Genomic DNA, 22,116 nt, shown 5'->3' on the forward strand with positions numbered 1-22,116 from the left:
GGGCATGGATCTTGGACTGAAGGACCGTGTCTACGTCGTCACCGGCGCCACCAGGGGCCTCGGCTACGCCTCCGCCCGCGAACTGACCGCCGACGGCGCGAAGGTGGTGCTGACCGGCCGCGACGCACAGCGCGCCGAGGCCGCCGCCGCGGAACTGGGCCCGAACGCGGTGGGCGTGGCCGCGGACAACTCCGACCCGCAGGCGGCCGACCGTCTCGTCGCCACCGCCAAGGAGCGCTTCGGCCGCTTCGACGGCATCCTCATCAGCGTGGGCGGCCCGGCGCCGGGTTCGGCCGCCGACAACACCGACGCGCAGTGGACGACGGCCTTCGAGTCGGTCTTCCTCGGCGCGGTCCGCCTCGCGCGGGCGGCGGCCGCGGAACTGGGCGAGGGCGGGGTCATCGGCTTCGTCCTGTCGGGCTCGGTCCACGAACCGATCCCCGGCCTCACCATCTCCAACGGCCTGCGTCCGGGCCTGGCCGGCTTCGCCAAGTCCCTCTCGGTGGAACTGGGGCCGCGCGGCATCCGCGTGGTCGGGCTGCTCCCGGCCCGCATCGACACCGACCGGGTCCGCGAGCTCGACGCCCTGTCGGGGGACGCGGCCGCCGCGCGCAGCGGGAACGAGTCCCGGATCCCGCTGCGGCGCTACGGGGCACCCGAGGAGTTCGGCCGCTCGGCGGCGTTCCTGCTGTCCCCCGCGGCCTCGTACCTGACCGGCATCATGCTCCCGGTGGACGGCGGCTCCCGCCACGGCTTCTGACGCGGCTTCGGGGCGGGGCTTCCGACGGGTCTGCTGACGCGGGACACGGTGTCAGAGCACCCGCCGGGCCCGCCTGGGCGTGACGCGGAGCCGGGCCCGGGCCGAGAGCCCGGACAGCCCGGCCGAGGTGCTGGCCCGGGTCAGGACCGGGCCCGCCAGCGCGGCCAGGGCGTCGGCCGGAACCGCGTGCGGCTCCAGTTCCAGGGAGACCCGCAGGTCCGGGGCTCCGCGCCGGCCCCGCAGGACGACCCGGCAGTCGGCCACCCCGTCCACCGCGGCGCGGACATCGGCGGCGACTGCCTCCTCCAGGGCCCGCCCGCGCAGCACCGCGAACGCCCCGTCACCGGTGTCCACGAGCAGCGACGCCGGCCGGGCCCGGCGCAACTGGGCGAGCAGCCACCACAGCGCCAGCAGTACGCAGACCCCGAGTCCGGCCAGCACCGCCCACCAGGGCGGCAGTCCGCGGTGCGGCTCCCGGGCCAGCAGCGGCTCGTCGCGGCCCCCGAGCGGCCAGGACCCGGTCAGCACCGCCACCCCGGCGGCCAGCAGGGCCAGGCCGGACAGCGCGAGCAGCGCCCGGTTCACCGCGCCGAGGGTCACCGCCGGTTCACCCGTACCCTCGGCCGCACCTCGTGGGCCAGGCCCAGCTCCCCGATCCCGACGGCCAGCACCGCGTCCAGGTCGGCCCGTACGTCGTCCAGTTCGCGGAAGTGCGACACGGCCCGGACCCCCACGTGGGACCGGCCCATGCTGACCCGTACCGACCGCACCCCCGACACTTCCATCGCCCGGTCCCGCAGCACCTGCACGGCGGCCCTGCGCTCCAGACCGGCCCGGACCCGCGGGTGTTCGGCCCGCATCGGCAGGATCCCGCGGAGTCCCGGCAGGACGGCGAGCAGCAGCAGCGCGGCCCCGGCCGCGGCGAGGATCCCGGCGCCGATCAGGACGCCCGGGTCCGCCGGGGTGTGCCGCTCCAGCTGGCGGGCGAGCTCGCGGCGCCAGCTCATCCCGGGCCGGTGGGCCCGTACGGCGGCCAGGTCGTACAGGAACAGCCCCGCCACCCCCAGTACGGCGACGGCCAGGGCGGCGGCCGGGATCCTGCGGGACGAACGGAACCGGGCGCTCACCGCAGCCTCCGGTCCGGCCCGGCGGCGGGCCGGACCGAGGCAGGGCGCAGGTGCTCGATGTCGATGTCCACCTCGGGTACGGACATCTGCGTGTACTCCTCGACGCGCAGGGCGACCCGGCGGCGTACGGCCGCGCACTGGGCGGCGAGGTCGCAGGGGTAGGGCAGGTCCAGGGTGACGCGCACGCGGGCGATGTCGTGGTGCACGGTGACGGCGGCGTGCGCCGCGGAGCCGTCCGGCGCGGGGCGCTCCAGCGCCTCCCGCGCGGCCTGGGCGGCGATCTTCGCCACGACCCGGTCGGCGATCCGGGTGGCCCCCCGGTCGGCGGCGGCCACCCGGGGCGGGGCTGACCTCGGTGGCGTGCTCATCGGTCCCCGCGACGGTCGCGGTCCGCGCCGCGGCCGCGGTCGCGCGGCCGCAGGAGGTCGCCGGGATCCAGGTCCCCGTCGAGGAACCGGCCGACGACGAAGCCGATGGCGCCGAGCGCCGCCACCAGCAGGAAGGCCCCGAAGCCACCGAAGTACCCGGCGAACCCCAGTGCCATGCCGGCCAGCAGGCCGACGACCGCCATGCTCATACAGGCTCCTCTACTGCAGTCGGGACTCCGGCTCCTCGTCGTCCTCGTCGGGCAGCTTGACGTCGCTGACCGCGATGTTCACCTCGACGACTTCCAGGCCCGTCATCCGCTCGACCGCCGAGACGACGTTCTCACGGACGGCACGGGCCACCTCCCGGATCGATACGCCGTAGTCCACGACGATCTCCAGGTCGAGGGCGGTCTGCACCTCGCCGACCTCCGCCTTCACGCCACGGCTGACGGCGGACTTGGACCCGCCGGGGACCCGGTCGCGGACCGCGCCGAAGGTACGGGAGAGGCCGCTGCCGCTGCCCATGGCGTGGACACCGGCCACCTCGCGGGCGGCCAGCCCGGCGATCTTCTCGACCACCCCGTCGGCGATGGTCGTCCGGCCCCGGTCGGCGGGCGGCTTGGCGGCGCTGGCGCCCGAAGCGGATTCGGTCATCACGGGTCCCTTCACCTTCACGCGGTGGACTCCCGACCACGTTAAGTCGACGACCGCGCCACCGCGCGGGGGGTCCGCAGAGCACACCGCCGCACGGGGGACGCCGAAGCGGCCCCCGTGCGGCGGAAGCGTCGGACACGGGGGCCGACTAGTCGGAGAGGCCCGCCAGGTCGCGCAGGCGCCGGGCCTGCGCGGCGCGTTCGGCCGCCCGCTGTTCGTCGTACGTCCGGGAGCCGGCCGCGCGCAGCAGGGCCTTGGTTTCGATCACGGCGTCCCGCGGCGGGGCCAGCAGGGCCGTGGTGAGGTCCTGGACCGCCGCCTCGAGTTCGTCGGCGGGGACGACCAGGTTGGCGAGGCCGACCCGTTCCGCCTCGTCCGCCTGTACGAAGCGGCCCGTCGCGCAGATTTCGAGCGCGCGGGCGTAGCCGACCAGGTCGGTCAGCGGCTGGGTGCCGGTGAGGTCGGGGACCAGGCCCAGACCGGTCTCGCGCATGGCGAACTGCACGTCGTCCGCGACGACGCGCAGATCGCACGCGAGCGCAAGTTGGAATCCGGCACCGATCGCGTGCCCCTGTACGGCGGCCACGGAGATGATGTCGTTGCGCCGCCACCAGGTGAATGCCTCCTGGTACTCGGCGATGGTGGAGTCGAGCAGTTCGTCCGAACCGCGCGCCAGGTCAAGGAAGGACGGCTCGCCCTCGAAGCCTTCGGGGGTGAAGGCCTGCCTGTCGAGCCCTGCGGAGAAGGACTTCCCCTCGCCGCGCAGCACGACGACCCGGACGGTGCCAGGCAACGACCGTCCGGCCTCCGTCAACGCCCGCCAGAGCGCGGGGGATTGAGCGTTTCGCTTGGCCGGATTGGTCAGTGTCACCGTGGCTACCGTGTCGTCGACGGTGAGCCGTACGCCGTCCTTGTCGAGCAGAGCCATCTCTATGCCTCCGGTGGGGCTGTGCGGTCGGTCGGCCGGATTGCCAGCCTAAGTGACTGCACAGTAACCACCCAGCCGACCGTGAAGCCGACCGGGGGTCACCGAAGACGGTGGATCTGGAACCGGAACTGCAAGTGGAACCACAAACGGAACTACAAGTGGAACCTTGATCCGATGGTCAGGCCGTAGCCGCCTTCTTGCCGCGCGTCGCACCACCGCGACCGCGCAGCGTGACTCCGGATTCGCTGAGCATCCGGTGGACGAATCCGTAGGACCGGCCAGTCTCTTCGGCCAGCGCCCGGATACTCGCACCGGAGTCGTACTTCTTCTTCAGGTCTGCCGCGAGCTTGTCGCGCGCGGCGCCGGTTACCCGGCTGCCCTTCTTCAGAGTTTCGGCCACCCGTGCCTCCTCATGGGAAGTGCGCTCTGGACTTCTCATGATCACCCCTCCCCGCCTTCCTGGCCACCCATTCAGCAAGGTCGGTACGACGGCATTTCTCGCGGGGTGGACAGTCGTGCAGAACGGAATCTCCTCTTCCGCTGCATGACCTCCGTCACATTTTCGCTCCCCCGGGATGAATCGCCAGGTCAGGGGCCAGAGTGCGAAAACACGAGACCCCGGTCGCGCATCCCTGGGGATGCGGCCGGGGCCGTATTCGAGCACGGAACGGTATGAGACCGTCTCACTCAGATGATGGATCACGCCTGAGCCGAATGATCCATAAGCAACTGGATCAACCTGCGGAAGCGGATCAGGCGAGCGCCACGAGGTCCCGGTAGTCCGGGCCCCACAGGTCCTCGACGCCGTCGGGGAGCAGGATGATCCGCTCCGGCTCCAGCGCCTCCACGGCGCCCTCGTCGTGCGTGACGAGGATGACAGCGCCCTTGTACGTGCGCAGCGCGCCCAGGATCTCCTCGCGGCTCGCCGGGTCGAGGTTGTTCGTGGGCTCGTCGAGCAGCAGCACGTTCGCCGAGGAGACCACCAGCGTCGCCAGGGCGAGACGGGTCTTCTCGCCACCGGACAGGACGCCCGCGGGCTTGTCCACGTCGTCGCCGGAGAAGAGGAACGAGCCGAGCGTCTTGCGGACGGCGACCAGGTCCAGGTCCGGCGCCGAGGAGCGCATGTTCTCCAGGACCGAGCGCTCCGGGTCCAGGGTCTCGTGCTCCTGGGCGTAGTAGCCGAGCTTGAGGCCGTGGCCGGGGACGACCGAGCCGGTGTCGGGCTTCTCGGTGCCCGACAGCAGACGCAGCAGCGTGGTCTTGCCGGCGCCGTTGAGGCCGAGGATGACCACGCGCGAGCCCTTGTCGATGGCCAGGTCGACGTCGGTGAAGATCTCCAGCGAGCCGTACGACTTGGACAGGCCCTCGGCGGTCAGCGGGGTCTTGCCGCAGGGCGCCGGGTCCGGGAAGCGCAGCTTGGCGACCTTGTCGGAGACGCGGACCGCCTCCAGGCCGGCGAGCAGGCGGTCGGCGCGCTTGGCCATGTTCTGCGCGGCGACCGTCTTGGTGGCCTTGGCGCGCATCTTGTCGGCCTGCGAGTTCAGCGCCGCGGCCTTCTTCTCCGCGTTCTGGCGCTCGCGCTTGCGACGCTTCTCGTCGGCCTCGCGCTGTTGCTGGTAGAGCTTCCAGCCCATGTTGTAGACGTCGATCTGGGCGCGGTTGGCGTCCAGGTAGAAGACCTTGTTGACGACCGTCTCGACCAGGTCGACATCGTGGGAGATCACGATGAACCCGCCGCGGTAGTTCTTCAGGTAGTCGCGCAGCCACACGATCGAGTCGGCGTCGAGGTGGTTGGTCGGCTCGTCGAGGAGGAGGGTGTCGGCGTCCGAGAAGAGGATCCGGGCCAGCTCCACGCGGCGGCGCTGACCGCCGGAGAGGGTGTGCAGCGGCTGGCCGAGCACCCGGTCGGGCAGGCCGAGGGCGGCCGAGATGGTCGCGGCCTCCGACTCGGCGGAGTACCCGCCCTTGGTGAGGAACTCGGTCTCCTGGCGCTCGTACTGGCGCATCGCCTTCTCGCGGGTGGCGCCGGAGCCGGTGGAGATGCGCTCCTCGTTCATCCGCATCTTCTTGAGCAGGACGTCGAGGCCGCGCGCGGAGAGGATCCGGTCGCTGGCCAGGACGTCGAGGTCGCCGGTGCGCGGGTCCTGCGGGAGGTAGCCGACCTCACCGGAGCGGGCGATGCTGCCGGCGGCCGGCGTCCCCTCGCCCGCGAGGCACTTGGTGAGGGTGGTCTTGCCGGCTCCGTTGCGGCCGACGAGACCGATGCGGTCGCCCTTGGCGATACGGAAGGACGCGTTCTCGATGAGGATGCGGGCGCCGGCGCGCAGCTCGATGCCGGTGGCGGTGATCACGGAAAATACTCCAGTGCGGGGTGGGGACGGCGGAAGGGGGGCAGGACGCGATGCTTCGACGCCGCTAATCCGCGAGGAGATTTGCCATGGAAGTCATTCTACCGGGGGTGCGCAACCACTTTCGGGCCCGTCCGCCCCGGCGCACGCCGATCTGGCGGCCGCCCGGGCCCGCTCCCCCGCGCCCCCCGTTCGGCCCATCGGGTGCGGCTACCGGCCGGGCGGCGTATCAGGATGAACACGTTGGTACTCGCCGCAGGGCCGGACACGTGGCCGCCCCTGTCTTCACGAATAGAGGGCGGTGCGGGATGCAGTTCGACGACAACGCCAATCTGGACACTTCCGAGGTCACGGATGTCCGCGGCAGCCGCATCCCGGGCGGGAAGGCAACCGTCGGCGGCGGCATCGTGGGGTTCATCGCACTGCTCCTGGGCCTGTTCTTCGGGGTGGGCCCGGAGCAGCTGGGCCTGTCCGACGGGAACCCGGAGCCGGTGTCGACCTCCTCCTCCGTCGCGCAGGTGCAGCAGACCTGCAAGACCGGGCAGGACGCGAACGCACGGGAGGACTGCCGGCTGGTGGCCGTGATCAACAGCACCCAGGACTTCTGGAAGCAGGAGTTCGCCAGGCGGGGCGCCCAGTACTCCCCGGCGAAGACCGTGTTCTTCACCGGGAAGGTGAACACCGCCTGCGGTGCGGCCAGCTCGGCCGTCGGCCCCTTCTACTGCCCCGGTGACCGGCAGGTCTACCTGGACCTGGGCTTCTTCAACGAGCTGCGCAGCAAGTTCGGCGCGAGCGGCGGCCCCTTCGCCCAGGCCTACGTGGTCGCCCACGAGTACGGGCACCACATCCAGAACCTGACCGGCACCCTGCAGAAGGCCCAGGACGGGCGGCAGGGCGCGAACAGCAACGCGGTCCGGGTCGAGCTCCAGGCCGACTGCTACGCCGGGGTATGGGCGCACAACGCGACGAAGACCCCGGACGAGTCCACCGGCAAGCCGCTGATCACCAGCCTGACCGACCAGGACATCAAGGACGGCCTGGACGCAGCGGCCGCGGTCGGCGACGACCGGATCCAGGAGAAGTTCCAGGGCCGGGTGACCCCGGAGTCCTGGACGCACGGATCGGCCGAGCAGCGCCAGCAGTGGTTCTACCAGGGCTACCGCACGGGCGACATGGCCCAGTGCAACACCTTCCGCTGACTGTCAGTGGCCCCTGCCATGCTGTGATGTGGGTCACCCGACCCGCATCACAGCAAGAGGGAGTGATCGTCATGGCAGGCGTTCCGACCATCTGTCCGACACTGCTCTACACCGACGCCAAGGCTGCGATCCGTCAGCTCACAGAGGCGTTCGGCTTCACCCAGGTCGCCGCCTACGAGGGCGACGGAGGGATCGTGCAGCACGCGGAGCTGTCCTACGGGAACGGCATGGTGATGCTGGGGAGCAAGGGCCGCGGCGGGGCCTTCGACGCGGCGATGACCGGCGCAGGCCCGGCCGGGATCTACATGGTCGTGGACGACGTGGACGCCCACTACAAACGTGCGGTCGAGCACGACGTGGAGATCCTGATGGCGCCCACGGACCAGGACTACGGCGGGCGGGACTACATGGCCCGGGACTCCGAGGGCAACGTCTGGAGCTTCGGGACGTACGCGCCGCAGGTCTGACCCGCGGCGCACGCGTCCGGCGCGCTTCCGGCGACGGGGCCCCGCGGAGCCCTCGGGCCCGCGGGGTCTCAGGAACCGCCGGTGTGGACCTGGAAGGCCGCCCGTCGGACCGCCTTGGCCAGAGCCGGGTCGGGGTGGGCGGCGGCCAGCGCGACCAGCACCTGCACCGTCCGGGGATGACCGACCGCGCGGACCTCGTCCAGCAGCCGCGGGACCGTGGTCCGCACGGCCGAGTCCAGGTGGCGGGCGAGCAGCTCGGCCTCGCCGTGGTCGGCGATGGCTGCCGCCGTGTCCACCCAGAGCCAGGTCTGCTCCTCGGCGGTGAGCACGTCCTGCGCCTCGTCGGGGTCGACCCCGTCGTGCTCGGCGAGCCAGAGCAGGGCGTAGGGCCGCAGGGCCGCCTCGCGGGTGGCCGCGCGCACCTCGGGCTCGGCCGGGGCCCCGACCACGCGCAGCGCCTCGAAGGCGAGCCCGCGCAGCAGGGCGTCCTCGCCCCGGGCGGCGAGCAGCAGCTCGGAGACGGCGTGGCCGACGGGACGGGCGGCCAGCCAGGCCTGGTACTCGGCGCGGGCCGGGCCCGGCGTGAGCCGCGCGCAGCCGTGGAGCATCGCGGCGGCGGACTGCTCGATGTTCCCGGCCGGGCTCTGCGCGGCGACGCAGATCTGCTCCAGCTTGACCCAGACGGCCCAGCTCCCGAGCGGGGTGAGGGTGGCCCGGGCGGGACCGAGGGTGACGGCGTCGACGGCCGCCAGTCCGCCGAGGGCCCAGCGCAGCAGCCGGGCGAGCGGTACGGGGGGCGCGGCCTGTCCGGGATCGGACGGACCGGAGCCGTCCTGACCGGAGCCGTCGTGCTCGGGGCCGTCGTGCTCGGGGCCGTCCTGCTCGGGGCCGTCCGCCTGCGCGGTGGCCTCGTAGGGGACCTCGCACCGCTCGTCGCGCAGTTCGTCGACGCGCTGCCCGAGCAGGTCCAGCAGGTCGGGGACGGTCACGGGACCGGCGGAGAGCTGGAGCAGGGAGAGCAGCTGGGGCATGGCCTCGACGACCTCGGCGACGGCCGCGGGGGCGATGTCGGCGGGGGCGGGGTGGACCAGCGACCAGGCGTCGAAGAGGGCGACCCAGCCGCGGAGCACGGCGGAGTCGTCCCGGTCCCAGGCGCGCAGGCGCCAGCCCGGCCGGGCATGGCCTCCGTGCACCTCGACCAGGCCGGCCAGCCGGGAGCGGTCCCAGCCGACCCGGATCTGGCCGGGCGTCAGGCGCAGCTGCGCGGCGGCGCGTTCGACATCGGCGGCGGGCAGGGCACCCGCCGGTGCCGGCCTGCCGCCGTCTCCGGCGCCGAGGTGGAGCTCGGCCCAGCGGGCGAGCCGCACGGCGTCGGCGAGCGAGGCGCGGGCTCTGTTCGCCAGGTCGGCCGTGGCGGGGGTGCCCGCCGGAGGCCTGGGGGCGGTCCGGGTCCGCCGGTCGGTCACCGCTTTGCGGGCCGTACCCACGGACCGCGGGTAGACGAGTCGGAGTCTGGAGTCGCGAGCCAACTGCTCATCAGGCTTTCGGGACGTCACGTGAGCAGTCTCGCCCGTCACCGGCCGAAAGCCCAAACGGAACCGGCCATTGCCACAATGCGCCGATGGGACAGACCGGGGCAACCCGCCCTCACCGCCCCATCCGACGCACATTCTTCGGACACCGCGGCGGACGGTCCGTCACATGGGGCGTCACATAAGAGGGGTCAGGAAGCGGCGCAGCGCCTCCTCGTATCCCGCCGGGTCGGCGTTCCACATCGCCCCGTGCCCGGCCTCGCGGACGGGGCGCAGCGTCACCAGGTCCGGGCGGGCGGCGGCGAGCCGGCGGGAGGGCTCCCAGGGCGCGAGGGTGTCGTCGGGGCCGTGGAAGATCAGGACGGGGACCCGCAGCGCGGCCGGGTCCGATCCCGGGGCCCGGCGGTCGGCGCGCAGTCCCGCCCGGCCCTCGGCGGCCTTGACCGCGAGCGGGAGCAGCGCGGCCGGGGTCCGGCGCGCCGCGGCGAGGGCCCTCAGGGTGGCGTGCCAGTCCAGGACGGGAGAGTCGAGCACCAGTCCGGAGATCCGGTCGGACAGCGCCGAGCGCTCGGCCGCGTACAGGGCCATGGTGGCGCCGGTGGACCAGCCGTGCAGGACCACGCGGCGGGCTCCGTAGCGCAGGGCGTAGCGGATCGCGGCGTCGAGATCGCGCCATTCGGACTCGCCGAGGTGCCCGAGGCCGTCCGGGGACTCGGGGGCGCCGAGGTCTCCGCGGTAGCCGAGGTCCAGGACGGGCATCCGCTGGCGGTGCAGGAAGGGCATCACCACCATCGGGTGCTCGCGGGTCGCGCCGAGTCCGTGGACGGTGATCACCCAGGTGTCGCGGGCGGCGGGCACGAACCACGCGGGCAGTGCGCCGAGCTCGCCCGGGACGTCCACGTCTGCGTGGTCCAGCCCGAGGGCGGAGCTCGGATTGCCCAGGTGGACCTGGGGGGTGAGGGTGACGCGGGTGCCGGGTTCGAGGCTGCCGTGGGTGACGGCCACGAGCCTGCGCACCACGGTGTCGGGGCCGTGCGGGGCGTCGGGGAGGACGGGCCCGACCACGGCGTGCACCCCGGGCGCGGTCAGCCCGTAGGTGCCGGGGCGCAGGGAGGCCAGTGACCGGGTCAGTTCGACCCGGCCGGCGGCGGTGGAGTGGACGGTGAGCCGGGGGCTGCCCGGGAGCGGGTGGCCGGGCTCGGTCCGCAGGGCCGCGTCGGCGGCGTACCGCCCGGCGAGGGCGGCGGCGGTGACGGCCGCGCCGGCGCCCAGAAGAGTCGTGGTGACGGCTGCTGCCGTCGCTGTGGCGGTACGCACCGCTCCAGTGTCGAGGCGGATCCGGCGGCGGGCCACCGGAGGAGATCGCGGCGCCCCTGGTTCCGGGCGGACCGGAGGAGAAGCGGAAGGCGGATACGGCGAGAACCGGAAGGGACGGCGGAGGGTGGCCGGAAGGCGACCGGCGGGTCTTCGCGGGGAAGCCGGAGGGCGCGGGAGCGGCTCACCGGAGCGTGATCTGGGTCTCTTCCGGCAGGCCGCCCGCGCGTGGGTCCGTACCGGAAGTCCCACCCGGGAGGGGGCCCCGACCCGCCCGTGACGTGCATCAATCGACGGATCCGCGGCGGTACCGGGACGAAGGTCCCGATCGGGTGCCGGATCGATACACCGTACGACCCCCGCCAGTTCACCTTCCGTTCATTCAGGTTGCCTACGGTCCACGAACCACTGACGTCAAACAGAAGCCTGGGTAAATGGAGCACATAACGCTTCTCCTCGGGATCGTGATCATCACCGCTCTCGTGTTCGATTTCACGAACGGTTTTCACGACACGGCCAACGCGATGGCCACCACCATCTCGACCGGCGCCCTCAAGCCCAAGACTGCGGTGGCCATGTCCGCCGTGCTCAACCTCGTCGGCGCTTTCATGTCCGTGGAGGTCGCCAAGACGATCTCCAAGGGCCTGGTCAACGAGGAAGGCATCCAGCCGGAGGTCATCTTCGCCGCCCTGGTCGGCGCGATCCTCTGGAACCTCGTCACCTGGCTGGTCGGACTGCCCTCCAGCTCCTCGCACGCCCTGATGGGCGGCCTGATCGGTGCCGCGGTCGCTTCGGCCGGCATGGGCGCGGTCAACGGCAGCGTCGTCGTCACCAAGGTGCTGATCCCCGCGGTCGCCGCGCCGATCGTCGCCGGCGTCGCCGCGTACCTGGCCACGAAGGTCACGTACAAGGTCGGCAAGGGCATGGGCGAGAAGACCTCGGCCAAGGGCTTCCGCGCCGGTCAGATCGCCTCCGCCGGGCTCGTCTCGCTGGCGCACGGCACCAACGACGCGCAGAAGACGATGGGCATCATCACCCTGGCGCTCGTCGCCGGCGGCGCCATCGCCCCCGGCTCCAACCCGCCGGTCTGGGTCATCGTCTCCGCCGGTCTGGCCATCGCGATGGGCACCTACCTGGGCGGCTGGCGCATCATCCGCACCATGGGCAGCGGCCTGACCGACCTGCAGCCGCAGCAGGGCTTCGCCGCCCAGACCTCGGCCGCCAGCGTCATCCTGGCCTCCTCCCACCTCGGCTTCTCCCTCTCCACCACCCACGCGTGCTCCGGCGCCGTGATGGGTTCGGGTCTGGGACGCAAGGGCGGTGTGGTCCGCTGGTCCACCGCCTCGCGCATGTTCATGGCCTGGGGCCTGACCCTGCCGGCCGCCGCCCTGGTCTCGGCCGGCGCCGAGCGGGTCATGCGCATCGGTGACATCGGCGTCGTCGCCGTCGCGGTCTTCCTGGTCGCCTCCTGCGTCGCCATCTGGTTCATCTCGCGCCGCCAGGTCGTCGACCACACCAACGTCAACGAGGTCGCCCCGGCCGCCGCCGAGGCTCCCGGCGTGGTCACCACGGCCATGGCCGCCGTCACCGTCCCGCCGGTCGCGGGCCCCGCCACCGCGGGCACCACTGCCGCCGTGACGGACGAGGCCCTCAAGGCCACCATCCCGGCCGCCCCGGCGACCCCCGCGGCTCCGGCCGCGGCGGTCTGACCCCGAGAACGACAGAGGAATCCGCAGTATGAAGATCGACTGGGCAGCACTCGGCTCCGTCTTCGGGGTCAGCCTCACCGCCACCGTCGTCCTCGTGACCCTGTTCACCCTCGGTCTGATGGGCCTGTCCAAGCACGAGGCCGCCACCGAGCAGGGCGGCGCCGCCACCCTGGCCCGTACCGGCGCCTACGCCTGCTTCGCGCTCTGCGCGGCGGCCGTCAGCTACGGGATCTACCTGATCGTCGCCTGAGCTCCGGGCAGCGCGTGTGAAGGCTCCCTCCGGGTTCGCCCCGGGGGGAGCTTTCTCGTGCCCCGGACCCGCCGCGGCCCACCCGTCTCCACCACCCCACCGCAGGTCAACGGCGAGTTGACGGGCCTTCGCGGTGCGTGGTGGACTGCCCGAGCCAATACGGCGGCATGGAGAGGAAGTCCGGTGCGAATCCGGCGCGGTCCCGCCACTGTCACCGGAGCACTCCAGCCGAGTGCGACCGGGAGCCAGGAACTCTCGCCGCCGGACACGTCGAACCAGGGCGCGGACCCTGAGTGAGGACATACCTGCCACCATGCGTGCCGATCGCGTTTTCGCGTACGGCGCCACGGCCGGCCTGATCGGCGACCGGATCCTCGGGGATCCGCGCCGAGGGCACCCCGTGGCCGCCTTCGGACGAGCCGCCGCCGCGGTCGAACGCGCCCTGTGGCGCGACGACCGCGCCCGCGGCGCCCTGCACACCCTGGTGTGCGCCGGAGGCGCGGCCGCCATCGGCGCGCTGGGCGCCCGCGCCGTGCGCTCCCGGGCCGCCGCGGCCCGCATAGCCCTGACCGCCGCCGCCACCTGGGCCGTCGTGGGCGGCACCTCGCTGGGCCGTGAGGCCCGCGCCATCGGCGGGGCGCTCGCCGCCGGGGACGCCGAAACGGCCCGCGAGCGGCTGCCGCACCTGTGCGGACGCGACCCGCAGGCCCTGGACGAGCAGCAGATGGCCCGCGCCGTCGTGGAGTCGGTCGCCGAGAACACCTCCGACGCGGTGGTCGGGGCCCTGGTGTGGGGCGCCGTCGGCGGCGTCCCCGGACTGCTCGCCTTCCGCGCCGTGAACACCCTGGACGCGATGGTCGGCCACAGGTCCCCCCGCTACCTGCGCTACGGCTGGGCCTCGGCCCGCCTCGACGACCTCGCGGGCTGGCCGGGCGCCCGGCTGACGGCCCTGGCCGCCGTACTGGCCGGACCCGACCGGCGGGGAGCCGTACGGGCCTGGCGCGCGGACGCGGCCAAGCACCCGAGCCCGAACGCGGGGCCGGTGGAATCCTCCTTCGCCGGGGCGCTCGGCGTACGCCTCGGCGGGACCCTGGCGTACGGGGGCCGCGTCGAGCACCGCGCCGTGCTCAACGGCGCGGCGGGGCGGCCGGTGGATGTCGCCGACATCGAGCGGGCGGTGCGGCTGTCGCGGCAGGTGACGTGGGCGGCGCTGGCCGCGTGCGTGGCGGTGCGGTGCGCGGTGTCGGGCGTTTCACGCGGTCCACGCGGTTCACACAGGTCTGGGAAGGGACGCGCATGAGCGGCGCGCAGCGCGGCGGCGGACTCCTCGTCGCCGGTACGACATCGGACGCGGGCAAGAGCGTGGTCACGGCGGGCATCTGCCGGTGGCTGGCGCGCAGCGGGGTGAAGGTGGCCCCGTTCAAGGCGCAGAACATGTCGCTGAACTCCTTCGTCACGCGCGAGGGCGCGGAGATCGGCCGGGCGCAGGCCATGCAGGCGCAGGCCGCGCGCGTAGAGCCGACCGCGCTGATGAACCCGGTGCTGCTCAAGCCCGGCAGCGACCGGAGCAGCCAGGTGGTGCTGCTGGGCAAGCCGGTGGGCGAGATGAGCGCCCGCGGCTACCACGGCGGCCGCCAGGAACAGCTGCTCGGCATCGTGACGGACTGCCTGGAGCAGTTGCGGGGCACGTATGACGCCGTGATCTGCGAGGGGGCGGGCAGCCCGGCCGAGATCAACCTGCGGCGCACCGACATCGTGAACATGGGCATCGCGCGGGCCGCGCGGTTCCCGGTGGTCGTGGTCGGCGACATCGACCGGGGCGGGGTCTTCGCGTCCTTCTTCGGTACGACGGCGCTCCTCTCCCCCGAGGACCAGTCGCTGATCGCGGGCTACCTGGTCAACAAGTTCCGCGGCGACGTCTCGCTGCTGGAGCCGGGCATGGAGATGCTGCGCGGGCTGACGGGGCGCGCCACGTACGGCGTCCTCCCCTTCCAGCACGGTCTGGGCATCGACGAGGAGGACGGCCTGCGGGTCTCCCTTCGGGGTGCGGTACGGGAATCCGTGGTCGCCCCGCCCGTCGGCGAGGACGTGCTGCGGGTCGCCGTGTGCGCGGTCCCGCTGATGTCGAACTTCACGGACGTGGACGCGCTCGCGGCGGAGCCGGGGGTGGTGGTGCGGTTCGTGGACCGGGCCGAGGAACTAACCGACGCGGACCTGGTCGTCGTACCCGGCACCCGCGGCACGGTGAAGGCCCTCGCCTGGCTGCGGGAGCGCGGACTGGCCGACGCGCTGGCGCGCCGGGCCGCCGAGGGGCGGCCGGTGCTGGGCATCTGCGGCGGCTTCCAGGTCCTGGGCGAGCGGATCTCCGACGAGGTCGAGTCCCGGGCCGGCGAGGTGGACGGGCTCGGGCTGCTGCCGGTGCGCGTCCGCTTCGAGCGGGAGAAGACCCTGGCGCGGCCCGTGGGGACGGCGCTGGGCGAGTCCGTCGAGGGCTACGAGATCCACCACGGCGTGGCCGAAGTCCTGGGCGGGACCCCCTTCCTGGACGGCTGCCGGGTCGGGGAGGTGTGGGGCACGCACTGGCACGGCTCGCTGGAGTCGGACGGCTTCCGCCGGGCCTTCCTGCGCGAGGTCGCCGCGGCGGCGGGCCGCCGTTTCGTCCCGGCCCCGGACACCTCCTTCGCCGCGCTGCGGGAGGAACAGCTGGACCTCCTGGGCGACCTGATCGAGGAACACGCCGATACGCGTGCGCTGCTCCGGCTCATCGAGGACGGTGCCCCCACGGGCCTCCCCTTCCTCCCGCCGGGTGCGCCGTGACGGGCACCCTGCGGGGCTTGTCCCCTACCCGCCCTTCCACCGTTCCCCGGGCTCTGCCCGGACCCGCGCCTCAAACGACAACGGTCCGCACCTTCGAAGGAGTGAGCAACACGTGAGCACGCCCTACCCGTTCACCGCACTGGTCGGCCAAACCGACTTGCGCCTCGCGCTGCTGCTCAACGCGGTGAGCCCCGCGGTCGGCGGTGTGCTCGTGCGCGGCGAGAAGGGGACGGCCAAGTCCACCGCCGTCCGCGCGCTGTCCACGCTGCTGCCGCAGGTCGACGTGGTTCCCGGCTGCCGGTTCAGCTGCGCGCCCGCCGCCCCGGACCCCGGCTGCCCCGACGGCCCGCACGAGAACGGTCCCGGCGCCGACCGGCCCGCCCGGATGGTCGAGCTTCCCGTCGGCGCCTCCGAGGACCGCCTGGTCGGCGCCCTCGACATCGAACGGGCACTCGCCGAGGGCGTGAAGGCCTTCGAGCCCGGTCTGCTGGCCGACGCGCACCGCGGGATCCTGTACGTGGACGAGGTCAACCTCCTCCACGACCACCTCATCGACCTGCTCCTCGACGCCGCCGCGATGGGCGCCTCCTACGTGGAGCGCGAGGGCATCTCCGTCCGGCACGCCGCCCGCTTCCTCCTCGTCGGCACCATGAACCCCGAGGAGGGCGAGCTGCGCCCGCAGCTCCTGGACCGGTTCGGGCTGACCGTGGAGGTCGCCGCCTCCCGCGAGCCCGTCCAGCGGGTCGAGGTCGTTCGCCGCCGGCTCGCCTACGAGGACGACCCCGCGGCCTTCGCCGGCCGCTGGGCCGGGGACGAGGACGAGGTGCGCGCCCGTGTGGTGGCCGCCCGGAGCCTGCTCCCGAAGGTGGTCCTCGGTGACACCTCGCTGCTGCAGATCGCCGCGACCTGCGCCGGTTTCGAGGTCGACGGCATGCGCGCCGACATCGTGATGGCGCGGACCGCGACCGCCCTGGCCGCCTGGGCCGGGCGGACCGAGGTGCGCAAGGAGGACGTCCGGCAGGCCGCCCTGCTGGCCCTCCCCCACCGGCGCCGGCGCAACCCCTTCGACGCCCCCGGCCTCGACGAGGAGAAGCTCGACCGGATCCTGGACCAGTTCCCCGACGACGAGCCCGACCACGAGCCGGAGCCGGAGCCGGAGGGTCCCGGCGAGGGACCGGACGACGACGGCCCGGACGGCGGCGGTGACGACGGGGGCGGCGGCGTTCCCCCGCAGGGGTCTGGTCCCGACGCCCCCGAGGCCGAGGAGGACGGTCAGCCGGAGAACCAGCCCGAGCAGCCCGCCGAGGCCCCCGAGCCGGAACCCTCCCGGCAGGACGCCGAGGTGCCCGAGCAGGCCGCCGTACGGGCCTCCGAGCCGTTCCGCACCAAGATGCTCAGCGTCCCGGGGCTCGGCGAGGGTGCGTCCGGCCGCCGCTCGCGCGCCCGTACGGCGCACGGGCGCACCACCGGCGCCCAGCAGCCCCGGGGCCACCTGACGAAGCTGCACCTGGCTGCGACCATCCAGGCGGCCGCCCCGCACCAGCGGGCGCGCGGACGTGCCGGGCGCGGGCTGGTGATCCGCAAGGACGACCTGCGGCAGGCGACGCGCGAGGGCCGCGAGGGCAACCTCGTCCTCTTCGTGGTCGACGCCTCCGGCTCCATGGCCGCCCGGCAGCGCATGAGCGCGGTCAAGGGCGCCGTGCTGTCGCTGCTGCTGGACGCCTACCAGCGCCGCGACAAGGTCGGTCTGATCACCTTCCGCGGCGCCACCGCCGAGCTGGCCCTGCCGCCCACCTCCTCCGTCGATTCCGCCGCCGCCCGGCTGGAGAAGCTGCCGACCGGCGGGCGCACCCCGCTGGCCGCCGGGCTGCTCAAGGCCCGCGAGGTGCTGCGGATCGAGCGGCTGCGGGACCCCAGCCGACGGCCGCTGCTCGTGGTCGTCACCGACGGGCGGGCCACCTCGGCCGGCGGTGTCGAGGGCAACCCCCGTGAGCTGTCCGGCCGCAGTGCCCGGCTGCTGGCGGCCGAAGGGGTCACCTCCGTGGTCGTGGACTGCGAGTCGGGGCCGGTCCGGCTGGGGCTGGCCGGAGTGCTGGCCGCCGACCTGGGCGGACCGGCCATCACGCTGGACGGGCTGCGGGCCGACTCGCTGGCCGGGCTCGTGAAGGCCGGGCTCAAAAAAGACGTACGTACCTCATCCCCGACCCTCAGGAGGGCCGCGTAATGCCGCAGGGACAGCCGTCCGTCGTTCCGGACGACGGACTCACGACGCGTCAGCGCCGCAACCGCCCGCTCGTCTTCGTCCACACCGGACCGGGCAAGGGCAAGTCGACGGCGGCCTTCGGCCTGGCGCTGCGCGCCTGGAACCAGGGCTGGTCGATCGGGGTGTTCCAGTTCGTCAAGTCGGCGAAGTGGAAGGTCGGCGAGGAGAACGCGCTGAAGGTGCTCGGCGCCTCCGGCGAGGGCGGCCCGGTCGTCTGGCACAAGATGGGCGAGGGCTGGTCCTGGGTCCAGCGCGACGCGCAGCTCGACAACGAGCAGGCGGCCAAGGAAGGTTGGGAGCAGGTCAAGCGCGACCTGGCCGCCGAGACGCACAAGCTGTACGTGCTGGACGAGTTCGCGTACCCGATGCACTGGGGCTGGATCGACGTCGACGAGGTCGTCGAGGTGCTGCGGGGCCGTCCCGGCACCCAGCACGTGGTGATCACCGGCCGCAACGCGCCGGAGAAGCTGGTGGAGTTCGCGGATCTGGTGACCGAGATGACCAAGGTCAAGCACCCGATGGACGCCGGCCAGAAGGGCCAGAAGGGCATCGAGTGGTGACTTCGTTCGACATGCCGCGGCTCGTCATCGCCGCGCCGTCCTCCGGCAGCGGCAAGACCACCGTGGCCACCGGCCTGATGGCGGCCTTCTCGGAGCGCGGCCTGGCCGTGTCCCCGCACAAGGCCGGGCCCGACTACATCGACCCGGGCTACCACGCGCTGGCCACCGGCCGGCCGGGGCGCAACCTGGATTCCTTCATGTGCGGGCCGGAGCTGGTCGCTCCGCTGTTCGCGCACGGCGCGGCCGGCTGCGATCTGGCCGTCGTCGAAGGGGTCATGGGCCTCTACGACGGGGCCGCGGGGCGGGGTGAGCTGGCGTCCACGGCGCAGGTGGCCAAGCTGCTGCGGGCGCCGGTGGTGCTGGTCGTCGACGCGTCCTCGCAGTCGCGGTCGGTGGCGGCGCTGGTGCACGGCTTCGCCTCGTTCGACCCGCAGGTGCGCCTGGGCGGCGTGATCCTGAACAAGGTCGGCTCCGACCGGCACGAGGTGATGCTGCGGGAGGCGCTGGAGGAGGCCGGGATGCCGGTGCTCGGCGTCCTGCGGCGGGCTCCGCAGGTGGCTGCGCCGTCGCGGCACCTGGGGCTGGTTCCGGTGGCCGAGCGGCGTCGCGACGCGGTCGCCTCGGTGGCGGCGCTGGCGGACCAGGTCCGCCAGGGCTGCGACCTGGACGCCCTGATGGCCCTGGCCCGGACGGCCCCGCCGTTGGCTTGCCAGGCCTGGGCTCCGGAGCAGGCTTTGTACCCCGCGCCTCAAACGCCGACGGGGCTGGATCATCCAGCCCGTCCGGCGTTTGAGGACCGGGTCCGGGCGGAGCCCGGTTTCGGGAAGGGGCGGGGTGGGGGACCCGTCATCGCCGTCGCCGGAGGGGCCGCCTTCACCTTCTCCTACGCCGAGCACTCGGAGCTGCTGCGGGCAGCCGGCGCGGAGGTCGTCACCTTCGACCCCCTGCGGGACGAGGCGCTCCCCGACGGAACCACCGGCCTGGTGATAGGCGGCGGGTTCCCCGAGGTGTACGCCCCCGAGCTGTCCGCCAACGAGCCGCTCCGCGCGGCCGTCGCGGCGTTCGCCGCCGGCGGCGGCCCGGTGGCCGCCGAGTGCGCCGGGCTGCTGTACCTGGCCCGTTCGCTGGACGGGAAGCCCATGTGCGGGGTGCTCGACGCCGACGCGCGGATGTCGGAGCGGCTCACGCTCGGCTACCGCGAGGCGGTCGCGGTGTCCGACAGCGTCCTCGCACCGGCCGGTACCCGGCTGCGCGGGCACGAGTTCCACCGCACGGTGATCGAGCCGGGCGCCGGCCCCGAGCCCGCCTGGGGCTTCACACATCCGGAACGCCGCGTCGAGGGCTTCGTGCGGCGCGGGGTGCACGCCAGCTACCTGCACACCCACTGGGCGGCGGAGCCGTCCGTGGCCCTGCGGTTCGCCGAAGCCGCGGCAGCGCACCGGTGAGCGGAAGACCCGCGTCGCTCCGGACCCCGCTCCGGTCAGTCCGCCAGGCCCACCACCAGCCAGATCCCGGCCACTCCGCCCACGGTGCACATCAGGGTGGACAGCGCGGGGTGCTTGTGGTGGGCCTCGGGCAGGATCTCGGCGGCGGCCAGGTAGAGCAGGACCCCGCCGAAGAATCCGAGGTACGCCCCGAGGGGTTCCTCCGGAAGGGTGAACAGCAAAGTGGACGCGGCGCCCACGACGGGGGCCACCGCGTCCGCGAAGAGCATGATCATCGCCTTGCGGCGGGCGTTCCCGTAGAGGCGGGTGAGCGTGTACGTGTTGAACCCGTCGGCGAAGTCGTGGGTGATGACGGCCAGCGCCACGGCCACGCCCATTCCGCCGCCGACCTGGAACGCGGCTCCGAGGGCCACCCCGTCGGCGAGGCTGTGGCCGACCATGGCGGAGGCCGCGGTCAGGCCGACCTGGGGCACCCGCGCCGCGTGGTCGCCGTGCCCGTGCCCGTGCGCGGACCCGTTCTCGCCTCCGTGGGAGGCCTGGCGGACGGCCAGCACGCGTTCCACGCAGTGCGCGACCAGGAACCCGCCGACGAAGAGCAGCAGGGCGAGTGGGACCCCGAACACCTCGGAGCCCGCGGCGTGCATGGCCTCCGGCAGCAGGTCGAGGCCCACGACGCCGAGCATCAGCCCGCCCGCCAGGCCCAGCACGAGGTGGCGGCGGTCGGTGACGCGCTGCGCCGTCCATCCGCCTGCCAGGGTCATCAGGAACGCGCCCAACGCCACGATCACGGCCATGTGCCCCTGCATACCGACTCCTGGCCGCCCGCGCACTTCAGCGCCCGGGTGGCGGACCACGGGCGGTTGACGACCGCGACGGACACGACGGCCGCTACGAGCACGACGACCGAAATCGACTGGAACGGGTGAACCTGGTGGGCGAGTACGCGACGCAGCTTGTGGTCGGTGTCGGCGGCCGCGCGGGGGTGTCCGTGGCCGAGGTCTGCGCGCTGGTGGAGGAGACCCTGCGCGGGGCCGGCCTGTCGGCGAAGGCCGTCACGGCGCTGGCCACGGTGGAGGCGAAGGCGGCGGAAGCGGGGATCGCGGGCGCGGCGGAACGTTTCGGCGTGCCGTTGCTCAGCTATCCCGCCGACCGGCTGGCCAAGATCGCCGTGCCGCACCCCTCGGACACGGCGCGCGAGGCCGCCGGCACCCCGTCGGTGGCCGAGGCCGCCGCACTGGCCGGGGGCGGGGAGCTCCTCGTGCCCAAGCGCCGGTCGGTGGCGGCGACCTGCGCGGTCGCCACCGCCCACACGCACGACCTGCGCCACCACGGGGACGCGGAGGTGGCGGATTCGGGCGCGGCCCTGGTGGACCTCGCGGTGAACGTACGGGCCCACACGCCCCCGCAGTGGCTGAAGGACCGGATCGCGGCTTCGCTCGACGCCCTGTCCGCCTACCCCGACGGCCGCCGGGCCCGCGCCGCGGTGGCCCTGCGCCACGGGGTGCCGGTCGAGCGGGTGCTGCTGACGGCGGGGGCCGCGGAGGCCTTCGTGCTCATCGCGCGGGCCCTGGGCTGCGTACGGCCCGTGGTGGTGCACCCGCAGTTCACCGAGCCGGAGGCGGCCCTGCGCGACGCGGGCCACCAGGTGGAACGGGTTGTGCTGCGCGCGGCGGACGGGTTCCGCCTCGACCCGGCGGCGGTGCCCGACGAGGCGGACCTCGTGGTGGTCGGGAACCCGACCAACCCGACCTCGGTCCTGCACCCGGCGGCCACCCTGGCGGCGCTGGCCCGGCCCGGCCGGATCCTGGTGGTGGACGAGGCGTTCATGGACGCGGTCCCGGGCGAGCGGGAGGCGCTGGCCGGGCGGACGGACATACCGGGGCTGGTGGTGCTGCGGAGCCTGACCAAGACCTGGGGGCTGGCCGGGCTGCGCATCGGCTACGTGCTGGCCGAGCCCGGGGTGATCGCGAAGCTGGCGGCCGCGCAGCCGCTCTGGCCGGTCTCCACGCCGGCGCTGGTGGCGGCCGAGGCCTGCGTGGCCCCGGCGGCGCTGGCCGAGGCGGAGGCCGCGGCCCGGCAGATCGCGGTGGACCGCGAGCACCTGCTCGCCGGACTCGCGGAGTTCGAGGAGGTCTCGGTGGCGGGCGTGGCCGAGGGCCCGTTCGTGCTGATCCGGATCGAGGGCGCGATGGAGGTCCGCACCCGGCTGCGCGCGCTGGGCTTCGCCGCCCGCCGCGGGGACACCTTCCCGGGCCTGGACCGCTCCTGGCTGCGCCTGGCGGTCCGCGACCGCGCGACGACGGGCCGGCTCCTCCAGGCCCTGGACATGGCGCTGGCCACCCGCTGATCCCTGCCGCTTCACCCGGACGGCCGCA

22 protein-coding genes and 1 riboswitch are annotated in these 22,116 nt (G+C 73.7%); of the genes, 11 read left to right on the forward strand and 11 right to left on the reverse strand.

The genetic code is table 11. The features are described from left to right. The first annotated feature begins 4 nt into the window (after positions 1 to 4). On the forward strand, positions 5 to 760 hold the full coding sequence (locus AC3IYJ_RS09980) for an SDR family oxidoreductase (protein ID WP_489400954.1): 756 nt from the start codon (positions 5 to 7) through the stop codon (positions 758 to 760). A 51-nt stretch (positions 761 to 811) separates the two neighbouring features. On the opposite strand, the gene AC3IYJ_RS09985 is transcribed toward AC3IYJ_RS09980, so the two are convergent. The 8 genes from AC3IYJ_RS09985 to AC3IYJ_RS10020 all read right to left on the reverse strand — a co-directional run bounded on the left by AC3IYJ_RS09985 (position 812) and on the right by AC3IYJ_RS10020 (position 6,188). Further along, positions 812 to 1,360: an alkaline shock response membrane anchor protein AmaP gene (locus AC3IYJ_RS09985; protein WP_489400955.1), complete on the reverse strand. Its 549-nt coding sequence runs from the start codon at positions 1,358 to 1,360 to the stop codon at positions 812 to 814. After that, a complete protein-coding gene (locus AC3IYJ_RS09990) occupies positions 1,357 to 1,887 on the reverse strand; it encodes a DUF6286 domain-containing protein (protein ID WP_489400956.1) in 531 nt (176 codons plus the stop codon). The genes AC3IYJ_RS09985 and AC3IYJ_RS09990 overlap by 4 nt, the downstream gene beginning before the upstream one ends. Continuing rightward, a complete protein-coding gene (locus AC3IYJ_RS09995) occupies positions 1,884 to 2,255 on the reverse strand; it encodes an Asp23/Gls24 family envelope stress response protein (RefSeq protein WP_489400957.1) in 372 nt (123 codons plus the stop codon). The genes AC3IYJ_RS09990 and AC3IYJ_RS09995 overlap by 4 nt, the downstream gene beginning before the upstream one ends. Continuing rightward, positions 2,252 to 2,464 (reverse strand): hypothetical protein, encoded by a 213-nt coding sequence (locus AC3IYJ_RS10000; protein ID WP_489400958.1) that lies wholly within the window; start codon positions 2,462 to 2,464, stop codon positions 2,252 to 2,254. Before AC3IYJ_RS10000 ends, AC3IYJ_RS09995 begins: the two co-directional genes overlap by 4 nt. Before the next feature lie 10 nt (positions 2,465 to 2,474). Further along, positions 2,475 to 2,909, reverse strand: coding sequence for an Asp23/Gls24 family envelope stress response protein (locus tag AC3IYJ_RS10005; RefSeq protein ID WP_489400959.1), 435 nt, complete (start codon positions 2,907 to 2,909; stop codon positions 2,475 to 2,477). 148 nt (positions 2,910 to 3,057) lie between these two features. Then, on the reverse strand, positions 3,058 to 3,837 hold the full coding sequence (locus tag AC3IYJ_RS10010; RefSeq protein WP_489400960.1) for an enoyl-CoA hydratase/isomerase family protein: 780 nt from the start codon (positions 3,835 to 3,837) through the stop codon (positions 3,058 to 3,060). A gap of 178 nt (positions 3,838 to 4,015) precedes the next feature. Further along, on the reverse strand, positions 4,016 to 4,237 hold the full coding sequence (locus AC3IYJ_RS10015) for a helix-turn-helix domain-containing protein (RefSeq protein ID WP_018518904.1): 222 nt from the start codon (positions 4,235 to 4,237) through the stop codon (positions 4,016 to 4,018). Between the two features lie 352 nt (positions 4,238 to 4,589). After that, positions 4,590 to 6,188, reverse strand: coding sequence for an ABC-F family ATP-binding cassette domain-containing protein (locus AC3IYJ_RS10020; protein WP_489400961.1), 1,599 nt, complete (start codon positions 6,186 to 6,188; stop codon positions 4,590 to 4,592). A 305-nt stretch (positions 6,189 to 6,493) separates the two neighbouring features. Here AC3IYJ_RS10020 and ypfJ point away from each other — a divergent pair, with 305 nt between their 5' ends. Further along, on the forward strand, positions 6,494 to 7,384 hold the full coding sequence (gene ypfJ, locus AC3IYJ_RS10025; RefSeq protein WP_489400962.1) for a KPN_02809 family neutral zinc metallopeptidase: 891 nt from the start codon (positions 6,494 to 6,496) through the stop codon (positions 7,382 to 7,384). 71 nt (positions 7,385 to 7,455) lie between these two features. Further along, positions 7,456 to 7,851 (forward strand): VOC family protein, encoded by a 396-nt coding sequence (locus tag AC3IYJ_RS10030; RefSeq protein ID WP_489400963.1) that lies wholly within the window; start codon positions 7,456 to 7,458, stop codon positions 7,849 to 7,851. A 68-nt stretch (positions 7,852 to 7,919) separates the two neighbouring features. Here the strand turns inward: AC3IYJ_RS10030 and AC3IYJ_RS10035 are convergent, their stop codons facing one another. Together AC3IYJ_RS10035 and AC3IYJ_RS10040 are read right to left on the reverse strand one after the other, a co-directional pair. Next, positions 7,920 to 9,407, reverse strand: a complete 1,488-nt coding sequence (locus AC3IYJ_RS10035) for a hypothetical protein (protein WP_489400964.1) — start codon at positions 9,405 to 9,407, stop codon at positions 7,920 to 7,922. 153 nt (positions 9,408 to 9,560) lie between these two features. Further along, a complete protein-coding gene (locus AC3IYJ_RS10040; RefSeq protein ID WP_489400965.1) occupies positions 9,561 to 10,700 on the reverse strand; it encodes an alpha/beta hydrolase family protein in 1,140 nt (379 codons plus the stop codon). A gap of 431 nt (positions 10,701 to 11,131) precedes the next feature. On the opposite strand from AC3IYJ_RS10040, the gene AC3IYJ_RS10045 reads away from it, so the two are divergent. The 7 genes from AC3IYJ_RS10045 to AC3IYJ_RS10075 all read left to right on the forward strand — a co-directional run bounded on the left by AC3IYJ_RS10045 (position 11,132) and on the right by AC3IYJ_RS10075 (position 19,741). After that, positions 11,132 to 12,406: an inorganic phosphate transporter gene (locus AC3IYJ_RS10045; protein WP_489400966.1), complete on the forward strand. Its 1,275-nt coding sequence runs from the start codon at positions 11,132 to 11,134 to the stop codon at positions 12,404 to 12,406. 28 nt (positions 12,407 to 12,434) lie between these two features. After that, positions 12,435 to 12,656: a hypothetical protein gene (locus tag AC3IYJ_RS10050; RefSeq protein ID WP_330295740.1), complete on the forward strand. Its 222-nt coding sequence runs from the start codon at positions 12,435 to 12,437 to the stop codon at positions 12,654 to 12,656. A gap of 125 nt (positions 12,657 to 12,781) precedes the next feature. Further along, a riboswitch (cobalamin riboswitch) is annotated at positions 12,782 to 12,932 on the forward strand. A 37-nt stretch (positions 12,933 to 12,969) separates the two neighbouring features. Continuing rightward, positions 12,970 to 13,956 carry a cobalamin biosynthesis protein gene (locus AC3IYJ_RS10055; RefSeq protein WP_489400967.1) on the forward strand — a complete coding sequence of 329 codons (987 nt, stop codon included), beginning with the start codon at positions 12,970 to 12,972 and terminating at the stop codon, positions 13,954 to 13,956. Further along, positions 13,953 to 15,473 (forward strand): cobyric acid synthase, encoded by a 1,521-nt coding sequence (locus AC3IYJ_RS10060; RefSeq protein WP_489400968.1) that lies wholly within the window; start codon positions 13,953 to 13,955, stop codon positions 15,471 to 15,473. Before AC3IYJ_RS10055 ends, AC3IYJ_RS10060 begins: the two co-directional genes overlap by 4 nt. Positions 15,474 to 15,585: 112 nt before the next feature. Next, positions 15,586 to 17,697 (forward strand): putative cobaltochelatase, encoded by a 2,112-nt coding sequence (locus AC3IYJ_RS10065; protein ID WP_489400969.1) that lies wholly within the window; start codon positions 15,586 to 15,588, stop codon positions 17,695 to 17,697. Further along, positions 17,697 to 18,296 carry a cob(I)yrinic acid a,c-diamide adenosyltransferase gene (gene cobO / locus AC3IYJ_RS10070; protein WP_489400970.1) on the forward strand — a complete coding sequence of 200 codons (600 nt, stop codon included), beginning with the start codon at positions 17,697 to 17,699 and terminating at the stop codon, positions 18,294 to 18,296. Before AC3IYJ_RS10065 ends, cobO begins: the two co-directional genes overlap by 1 nt. An 11-nt stretch (positions 18,297 to 18,307) precedes the next feature. Beyond that, on the forward strand, positions 18,308 to 19,741 hold the full coding sequence (locus AC3IYJ_RS10075; RefSeq protein ID WP_489402762.1) for a cobyrinic acid a,c-diamide synthase CobB: 1,434 nt from the start codon (positions 18,308 to 18,310) through the stop codon (positions 19,739 to 19,741). Between the two features lie 35 nt (positions 19,742 to 19,776). Here the strand turns inward: AC3IYJ_RS10075 and AC3IYJ_RS10080 are convergent, their stop codons facing one another. Then, complete coding sequence (locus AC3IYJ_RS10080) at positions 19,777 to 20,535, reverse strand: ZIP family metal transporter (RefSeq protein ID WP_489402763.1); 759 nt, start codon at positions 20,533 to 20,535, stop codon at positions 19,777 to 19,779. A 128-nt stretch (positions 20,536 to 20,663) separates the two neighbouring features. On the opposite strand from AC3IYJ_RS10080, the gene cobC reads away from it, so the two are divergent. Next, positions 20,664 to 22,088, forward strand: coding sequence for an Rv2231c family histidinol phosphate aminotransferase CobC (cobC, locus tag AC3IYJ_RS10085; protein ID WP_489400971.1), 1,425 nt, complete (start codon positions 20,664 to 20,666; stop codon positions 22,086 to 22,088). The last annotated feature ends 28 nt before the right edge of the window (positions 22,089 to 22,116 follow it).

The sequence above is a fragment of the Streptomyces sp. GL_140 genome (genome assembly GCF_057834465.1).